At 68.4% G+C, this 7,628-nt stretch carries 5 protein-coding genes and 4 pseudogenes; 6 read left to right on the plus strand and 3 right to left on the minus strand.

All coding sequences use genetic code 11. From position 1 onward, the window contains the following. Nucleotides 1-324 precede the first annotated feature (324 nt). From ACFV9O_RS33810 to ACFV9O_RS33820, 3 genes and pseudogenes are all read right to left on the minus strand, one after another. Nucleotides 325-1,005 carry a class I SAM-dependent methyltransferase gene (locus ACFV9O_RS33810; protein WP_385424905.1) on the minus strand — a complete coding sequence of 227 codons (681 nt, stop codon included), beginning with the start codon at nt 1,003-1,005 and terminating at the stop codon, nt 325-327. Nucleotides 1,006-1,158: 153 nt separating this feature from the next. Continuing rightward, nucleotides 1,159-2,004, minus strand: a pseudogene (locus ACFV9O_RS33815) (MFS transporter); the annotation flags it as partial. A 1-nt stretch (nt 2,005) separates the two neighbouring features. Further along, nucleotides 2,006-2,302 (minus strand): annotated as a pseudogene (locus ACFV9O_RS33820) (cupin domain-containing protein); the annotation flags it as partial. A gap of 6 nt (nt 2,303-2,308) precedes the next feature. Here ACFV9O_RS33820 and ACFV9O_RS33825 point away from each other — a divergent pair. From ACFV9O_RS33825 to ACFV9O_RS33850, 6 genes and pseudogenes are all read left to right on the plus strand, one after another. Beyond that, nucleotides 2,309-2,437: pseudogene (locus ACFV9O_RS33825) on the plus strand (MFS transporter); the annotation flags it as partial. Then, nucleotides 2,432-2,920: pseudogene (locus ACFV9O_RS33830) on the plus strand (helix-turn-helix transcriptional regulator); the annotation flags it as partial. The pseudogenes ACFV9O_RS33825 and ACFV9O_RS33830, both read left to right, overlap by 6 nt. A gap of 59 nt (nt 2,921-2,979) precedes the next feature. Further along, nucleotides 2,980-3,966, plus strand: a complete 987-nt coding sequence (locus ACFV9O_RS33835) for a glycosyltransferase (RefSeq protein ID WP_385424907.1) — start codon at nt 2,980-2,982, stop codon at nt 3,964-3,966. Nucleotides 3,967-4,447: 481 nt separating this feature from the next. Beyond that, nucleotides 4,448-4,894, plus strand: a complete 447-nt coding sequence (locus tag ACFV9O_RS33840; RefSeq protein ID WP_385424910.1) for a hypothetical protein — start codon at nt 4,448-4,450, stop codon at nt 4,892-4,894. 284 nt (nt 4,895-5,178) lie between these two features. After that, entirely contained in the window at nt 5,179-5,751 is a 573-nt protein-coding gene (locus tag ACFV9O_RS33845; protein WP_385424913.1) for a class I SAM-dependent methyltransferase, read from the plus strand. Nucleotides 5,752-6,644: 893 nt separating this feature from the next. Continuing rightward, a complete protein-coding gene (locus ACFV9O_RS33850) occupies nt 6,645-7,250 on the plus strand; it encodes an exonuclease domain-containing protein (protein WP_385424916.1) in 606 nt (201 codons plus the stop codon). Nucleotides 7,251-7,628: the final 378 nt, after the last annotated feature.

The following is a 7,628-nucleotide window of genomic DNA, read 5'->3' on the forward strand; positions in this document are numbered from 1 at the left end:
GCCGGGGGATTCCATTCCGCCTACGGTCAGGACAACCGGCCGGCTGAGCCGTCTGCCGCATCCCACAGAACGCTGCCGGCTGGGCCTTGTGCGTCGCCTCGCGGCCACAGGCGGTCCGACCGCACTGGTGCTCGCCGCGCGCTACTCCCGACGCCGGGCGGACCGGCATGGAGGCGGATCGCCTGACTCGTAGCTGCGGTTTTGACCGGAAGATGCCGACCGCGGCGCTCGGGCCTGCGCCTCGTCTCGATACGAAGGGCCCGCCGGGGTAGTGGCGGGCGCACCAACAGGCTCATCCCGGTGATCGACGGGATGACGATCACCCTAAGCTGCGAGAACCGCCCGCACCCATATCCGATCCTCCGTCAGGTACTTGTCGAACTTCAGGCCCGCCTCGGCCAGCGCCTGCTCGAACTGCTGCTTCGTCAGCGGCCGGGCCAGGAACGTCTGTGTCCATATGGCGTCCGGGAACTCGTACTCTGCGGTTACCGAGTTCACCCCGGCCCACACCGGCTTCGCCGACACGATCCGCACGGTGAAGCCACTGGGATCCACGCGCTCGTGCGGCAGGTTCGTGTGAAAGTCCTCGCCCTCCCGCTGGATCAGCACACAACCGTCCACCGCGACATGCCGGACGCAGGTACGCAGCAGCGCCCGCCGGACCTCGATATCCCCGGCGTGCACCAGGAAAGAGGCGAGCATCACCACATCGAAAGTCTCGCCCAGATCGAGGTCCTCGATCGGGCTGCATACCCTGCGCGCCCCGCGCACGCGCTCCAGCATCTCCGGGGACTCGTCCACCGCAGTCACCGTGAAACCCCGCTCCAGGAGCGGGTGGGTCATGCGCCCCACACCACACCCCAGCTCCAGTAGATGCGCACCCGCTGGCACGCCTGCGGCCACGATGTCCGGCTCGGCCCCGATCGGCAGCCGCGAGTACAGCTCGACCGCGCAGCCGTCCGGAGTGATGGACCCGGGCCCCGTCCCCTGATGTCCCGCCCGCATGTCACGCCCCATGCCCGTCCAACGCATCTTGCCGTACGGCCGTTCCCCTGCCCGTACCCTCGGACGCGCCCGCGGAGGTAGCGGCGAAGGCTCATCCCGCCCGTGTTCCGTACTCGTCGGCTGTCAGCAGCAGGGCCCGGCAGCCCCACTTCGTCAGGGGCAGACATCCCGTGACGACGAGTCCGGCGGGCCGTCTTCGCGGCCGGACGGTCGGATGCGGTCTGCACCGGAGCAAGTGGATTGCTCATCGGCGATCGGGCTGGACCGGGGAGGGTTCAGCATCCCTGTCGTCTCCCGTCTGCTGCGCCGCCGTGTTGTGCCTCGGCGCGGTCGGTTCGGCAGTGTGCGGAACAACAACCAGCTCAGAACGGGCATGAGGATCAGCGGGGTCAGCGCCGCGCGCAGGGACGTCGCGTCGGCGAGCCTCCCGATGAGGGGGCTGGCCAGGCCGCCGACGCTGACGGTGAGGCCCAGGGTGATCCCGCTGGCGGTACCGACTCGGGAGGGCAGGTAGTCCTGGCCAAGGGTGACCTGCAGCGAGAACGGCACGTACAGGCCGGCGGAGGCCAGTGCCACGAACGGGTAGAGCACCGGGCCGGGGACGGTCACGATCCCGGTGACCGCGACGGCCGTGGCCAGGTACGACCAGCGGGAGACGGTCACCCTGTCCCAGCGGTCGGCCAGATTGCCGCCCAGCACGGAGCCCACTGCGCCGCCGAGATAGAGCACGAACAGCGCCGCGGTGCCCGCCGCCGTGCCCCCTCCCATGTGCTGCGTGGCATAGAGCGAGATGAAGGTGCTCAGACCGACGAAGACGACGGACCGACAGATCACCGCCAACGAAAGCTTGGCGAACGACAACCGGTCGTCATGTCCCGCCGGCACCGCTGCGTCGGCACGGGCACTGCCTGTGCGCTCCAGCGTTCGCAGCACAGACAGGCAGAGCACGCTGCCGACAAGGGCCGGCATCACGAACAGGGGCGACAGACACAGGCCGCCGCGCGGGCAGGCCGACCAGGTGGAGCTCCAGTTCGCCGTGGGCCTGGTGGGCGTGCACCGCGCCGGCCGGCACCCAGATGGCGCGTGTGGCCGGTGCCACCCAGGTACCCGTGGTGGTCGTCATGCTCAGCACTCCCCGCCCGGCGTAGACGATCTGGTGATCGTCATGTCGGTGGGCGTCGATTTCCGCACCGGTTGCCAGCCTCTGGGTCCGGGTCGGCGCGACCGACTGATGGCGGATCTGCGTGATTGGTTGGCAGTTTATTGGAAGTACGACAGCCAGTGAGCTGCCGACCATGGTGACGTGCCAAGGAACAAGTCGATCATCCAGCTGTCGCTGGGCCATGCCTGCGTAGATGTCTACCAGGGCGCGGTGGCGGCGCTCGTCCCGTTCTTCGTCGCCGAGCGCGCCTACGGCTACGCCGCCGCAAGTGACAACCCGCTAGGACTGGAGGAGCCGACCGTCCTGGGCGTCGGCCCGCTGCTGCGCGAGCTCCTCCTCGCCCACACACGTGCCCCGTTCGACGACAGCCCCGAACGCACGCGGCTGCGCGCCGTACTGCTGGACCAGCTGCGGGCCTCGCCGCAGCAGCCGCTTCACCTGCCCACGCCCACCGCCCCTCAGTTGAAGGACCTGTGCGACCTTCTGCGCGCCGATCCGGCCGACAACCGCACGCTGGTCGCGCTGGCCAGGGAGGTCGGCGCCAGTGACCGCACGCTGTCCCGGCTGTTCCGGGCCGACCTCGGTATGACCTTCCCGCAGTGGCGTACTCAGCTGCGTCTGCACCACGCGCTGGTGCTGCTGGCCGAGAACACTCCGGTGACCGCCGTGGCGCACCAGTGTGGCTGGTCGTCCGCCAGCGCGTTCATCGATGTCTTCCGCCGGACCTTCGGACACACTCCGGGAGTGTTCCAAAGCCGTGGGTCGAGGCTCCCGTCCCGAGACACGGAGGATGTTGAGAAAGGGGCAGATGGTTGTCATGCGAGGAACTCTCGCCATGGCTGCGCCCAGGAAGTGTCTTCGGCCGCGAGGGCAGCATCGAGCGCGAGTACGCCCGCCGCGCCGCCATCCCGTTCCGCCACGTCCCCTCCGCGGGCCTGCACCGCCACCGCTCGTGGAGCAACCTCGTCATGCCGCTGACGGTCACTCGCGGCATCGCCGCGGCCTGGAAGGCCATCCGGCGAGAGCGGCCCGACGCCCTGTTCTCCAAGGGCTCCTACGTGTCCGTCCCCGTCGGCATCGCGGCCGCGCTGTGCCGGGTTCCCGTGGTCATCCACGAGTCCGACCACTCCCTCGGGCTGGCCAACAAGATCCTGGCCCGGCTCGCCACGACGGTCTGCCTCTCCGTATCCGCACCGCACGACGCACCCCCCTGGCTGCGAGAGAAGACACAGCTCACCGGACTGCCGCTACGCAGCGACCTAGCCGACGGCGTCCCGGAACGACTCCGCGCCCGTCTGCGGCTCCCGGACCGCACCCCTGTCCTGCTCATCTTCTGCGGCAGCAGCGGCTCCCAGCGCATCAACGACGCCGTCCGCGCCCAGCTCGACGCACTGTGCGCGCGCTTCGCGGTCGTGCACGTGTGTGGCCGGGGCAATCTCGAGCCCTCCCTGAACGGCAGGCCCGGGTACGCCCAAATGGAGTACCTCCACGACGAGATGCCGGACGCCCTGGCCCTCGCCGACCTCTTCATCGGCCGAGCCGGCGCCACAAGCCTCGCCGAACTCGAAGCCCTAGACATCCCCGCCGTCCTGGTCCCACTGCCCGCCTCCGTCAGCCGCGGTGACCAGCTCGACAACGCCTCCGCGTACGCCAGGCGTCGGGCTGGCCGCTGCATGGTCGTGCCAGACGACGAGCACCTGCAAGGCGGAGCCGCTCTCGTCGAGGCCTGCGAGAACCTCACCGAAGCCACCGGTCCCCTTTCGATCTCAGCGAGGCCGCTCAGGGCCTGGTTGCAGTAGAAGTCGGAGACGGCAGCACCAGTCGTCACAGTGGGTCACTTTCCCTGTCGTGTCAGTGATCTGGGCGCCAGCGTATCGGCCGTACACCACCGCACCGGACACATCAGCCGTAACATGCGCCGGCGCAGTGCTTGTCGGGCGACGTTGTGCCGTCATCGCAGTCCCTGCCCCCAGGCGTGATGTCCGAGGGATGGGTGACACGCGCTTACCGCAGGTGCGGGTAGTAGTGAACTCCCGCTGCAAGAGAAGCCGCTACCAGCGAAAGCGGTGCCGCAGAGGGGCTCCGTCATCAAGTTCCCGGTAGTACGCCACGGTCTCTGCCTTGATGCGCGTGACGTCAACCACATGGCCATCGTGCCAGCAGGCGCACTCCAGTTGATCGGGACAGTACGGCGGTCCAGGCCCTACGCTGGCGCGGGCAGTTCGATGCCGAGGCGGCGGGCGCCGGAACGTACGCCTCTTGCGGGGGAAGGGGTAACGGGTGCGTCGTATCGTGTGGGGATTAGTCGTCCTTGTCGGGCTGCTCGCGGCCTGCGGGACCGGAACGAACGGCGGGGACCCCACGCCAGGTCCGGGCGGCGCAGAGTCACCGTCTACCGCGCTCGATGGCGACCAGACGGTCCTCTTCGACGTGAGCGTGGCCGGGGCAGCTCCGGGGGCGACCTCAAAGATCACCTACTCCATGGGGGACTCACTCGTGGGCGAGACCGTCACGGTTCCCGCGCTGACTCCGTGGACCCACGCGGAACAGGTGTCCGGAGACGCCCTCCACCGCGTGTCACTTGACGTGATGGTCGACGTTTCGACCGTTTCCGATCCCTTCGCGGCCAATGTGCTGCCCAGGGTCTCCTGCTCGATCGCCGTTCCCGGCAGGCCCACGAGGGCGAACTCCGGGGACGGCATGTGCTTCGTATACCTGCAGAACTGACGGGTATCCGGCGGCACACCCGCACATCGATGCTGGCTTCGAAGTGATTGGGCATGCCCAGCCCATTAGCTCTCAGTGCCAGAGGCGTGCCAGAACAGGCGGAGGACACCGGACAGCAGCGGTCAACAGCGGTAAGCCGGCATAACGGGAGCCAAGAAGCCGCAGGCCAGCTCTGACGCCTGATCATCAAACCCGTTGCCCGGTTGAGCCCGAAACCCGCGCACTGCGGTGGCCCTCGACGGCGCGGCCCCAGCGGCCGTGCCGCCCGTCCGCGAAGGAGCCGAATGACGACCAACAACGCCACCTATTGGGAACCGCTCTGGGCGGGCGGCCGCCAGTACCGGGAAGTAACAAGCGTCGAGACCGCTCTCCTGGCCGACTATCTCGGTCCCGGCCTCGGACGCCCAGCACTCGACATCGGCAGCGGCGACGGCGCCTTGGCCCGCCACCTCCACCACCGTCTCGGCTACCGCACCACCGGCATCGACTGCGCCCCCAGTGCCGTTGCCGCCGCTGCCCGGGACACCGAGCCCGCGGGCGGTCCGGTTTGGCGGCAGGTGGACTTCATCAATGACGACCTCGGCGCACTCCCGGATACCGCGTACGCGGTCGTCACCTGCCGCCTGGTCTACCGGTGGATGGACGACAAGCCCGCCTTCCTCGACCGCGTACGCCGCATTCTCGCGCCCGGCGGGATGTTTTGGGTCGTCACCGAACTCGCGGGGCGCCGCGAAGACATCGACCCCCTCAAGAGCCTCGGAATCACCCCAGCCGAAGCTGAGACGCTCACCGCGGGCTGGTCCGTCGTCCGAACGGCCGATCTCGACAGTCTCCGCTGCTACGCCCTCCGACCCTGAGGCAAGCCCCATGGAGTGGCCATCGAACGCGAACGGGATGACACGGCCTGAGCAAGTAGCCGGTCGACTCCGTCTTCCTGCGGTTGGAAGTCCCTTGGGGATCCTCGTCATCCGAAGAGGAGATCGACGTTCTTCTCGACACAGATGCGCAGCACGGCTGTTAGTCGCGGGGCGTCCTCGATGTGTCTTTCCATGCCCTGATCGCGAGGCTCCTCCCTCGACCAGTGCTCGAGGATGGCCTCCAGCCGCGGCAGGGGATATCCCGAGGTCCCGTCACGCCGACCTGACTCGCTGACACTGGTGCAGATATCTCCGTACTCCGTGGCGCACTCAGAGGAGTAGGCCGACACCCCGGGACCACCTCACCGGGTGGGGTCTGGCGAACGGGCGCACCTACTACTCCAAGCGCACCTTCCTCCGCGACGTCGTTGCAGCGCGGCCGGATCTCATGGGTACGTCAATACCGTGATTCGAGCTGCCATGAATCCCGGCTGGCTGGACCAGGGCGTCGCCTTCCCCGGCCGGAGCAGGCTGCCCAGATCCCACGGTGATCACAAATGTGGCCTACGCCCACGAAGACGCCGACTACAACGCCCACTACGGCATCCGGGAACTGTGCAACACCCTCGCCGACGAGCAGCTGCCGCGGTGCCGGAGGGCGTGGGTCAAGCGCGACCGCGCGGTAGTCAGCGAAGAAGCCCGAGCCCTCGGCGCGACCGGGCCGTTGAGATCGATCACCGCGCCATCATCGTGGAGGGACTGGACGAGCCGCCCAGCTACTACCTCCAGCATGGCTTCGGCTACCAGTGCCACGACCGAGCCTAGCCCCACCACTACCGCCGACACGGCCGCGCCCCCATCGGCTGGAAGGCGGAGGACGGAACTTCCACCCCATGAACTTCAGCACCTGGCCCCGATTGCTCGTTGTCGACGTCGAGGGGAACGGACTCAACCCGCCTGACCTGGTCGAGGTCGCCGCACTTCCCGTTCGCGCAGGCCAGCCGGACACGAGCTCAGCCGGCGCGTGGCTGATCCGCCCGCCCCGACCCGTCACCCCCCTCGCGGACCGCATCCACGGCCTGACCAACCAGCTCCTCGACAGCGCGCCCGGGTGGGAGGAAGTCGCCGACCAAGTGCAAGGCGTCCTCGGCGAGGCCTGGATCTGCGCCCACAACGTGAGTGGCGACTACCGCGCACTGAAGGCTCACCTGCCAAAGTGGGAGCCCACCGGAGTCATCGACACCCTGCGCCTGGCCCGCAACACGCACGAGGGCCTGCCGTCCTACGGGCTGGACGCCCTGATCGAGCACACGAAGCCCGATCTGACGCAGGCTCCCGGCGTGGGACGGCACCGCGCCACCTACGACGCCTACGCCACGGCGCAACTCCTCATCGCCATGGCATGCCGCTACGAGACCTGGGACCAGCTCATTGCCGTGGCCGTTCCGCCCGGCATGCCTGGCGCCCCCGAACCAGAGAAGGAAGCAACGCTGTGGTGAGAACCCCCGTACGGATAGGCGTGCTCGGTCCACACTGCACCGGCAAGACCACGCTGCGGATAGAGATGAAACTCCGCGGCCTCGGCTAAAGCTTGTTTCGGCCGTCCTGGTAGTTCTGACTCGCCCCGACCGGGCCTGTCGCCAGCGGCCGGCCACCCGGATTTTCACCCGGGGCCGATAGGCCTTTCGCCAGTAGACTCCGGCGGCCAACAGGACGCCGGAAGCGCCGCCGCCGGTGGGGGCGTTGAGGCTGGTCGACCAGGCACACTTGGCCAAAGGCTGGCTCTAGGCCCGTACTTCGCGGGTCACCGTTTCAGGTCTGTGGCCAGCGGGTTTGCCCGATGTCGGTGTCGAGGAGATCGAGGAGGTGGAGTTGGA

The sequence above is a fragment of the Streptomyces sp. NPDC059909 genome, assembly GCF_042730885.1.
In the GTDB taxonomy this organism is placed as follows: Bacteria; Actinomycetota; Actinomycetes; order Streptomycetales; family Streptomycetaceae; genus Streptomyces.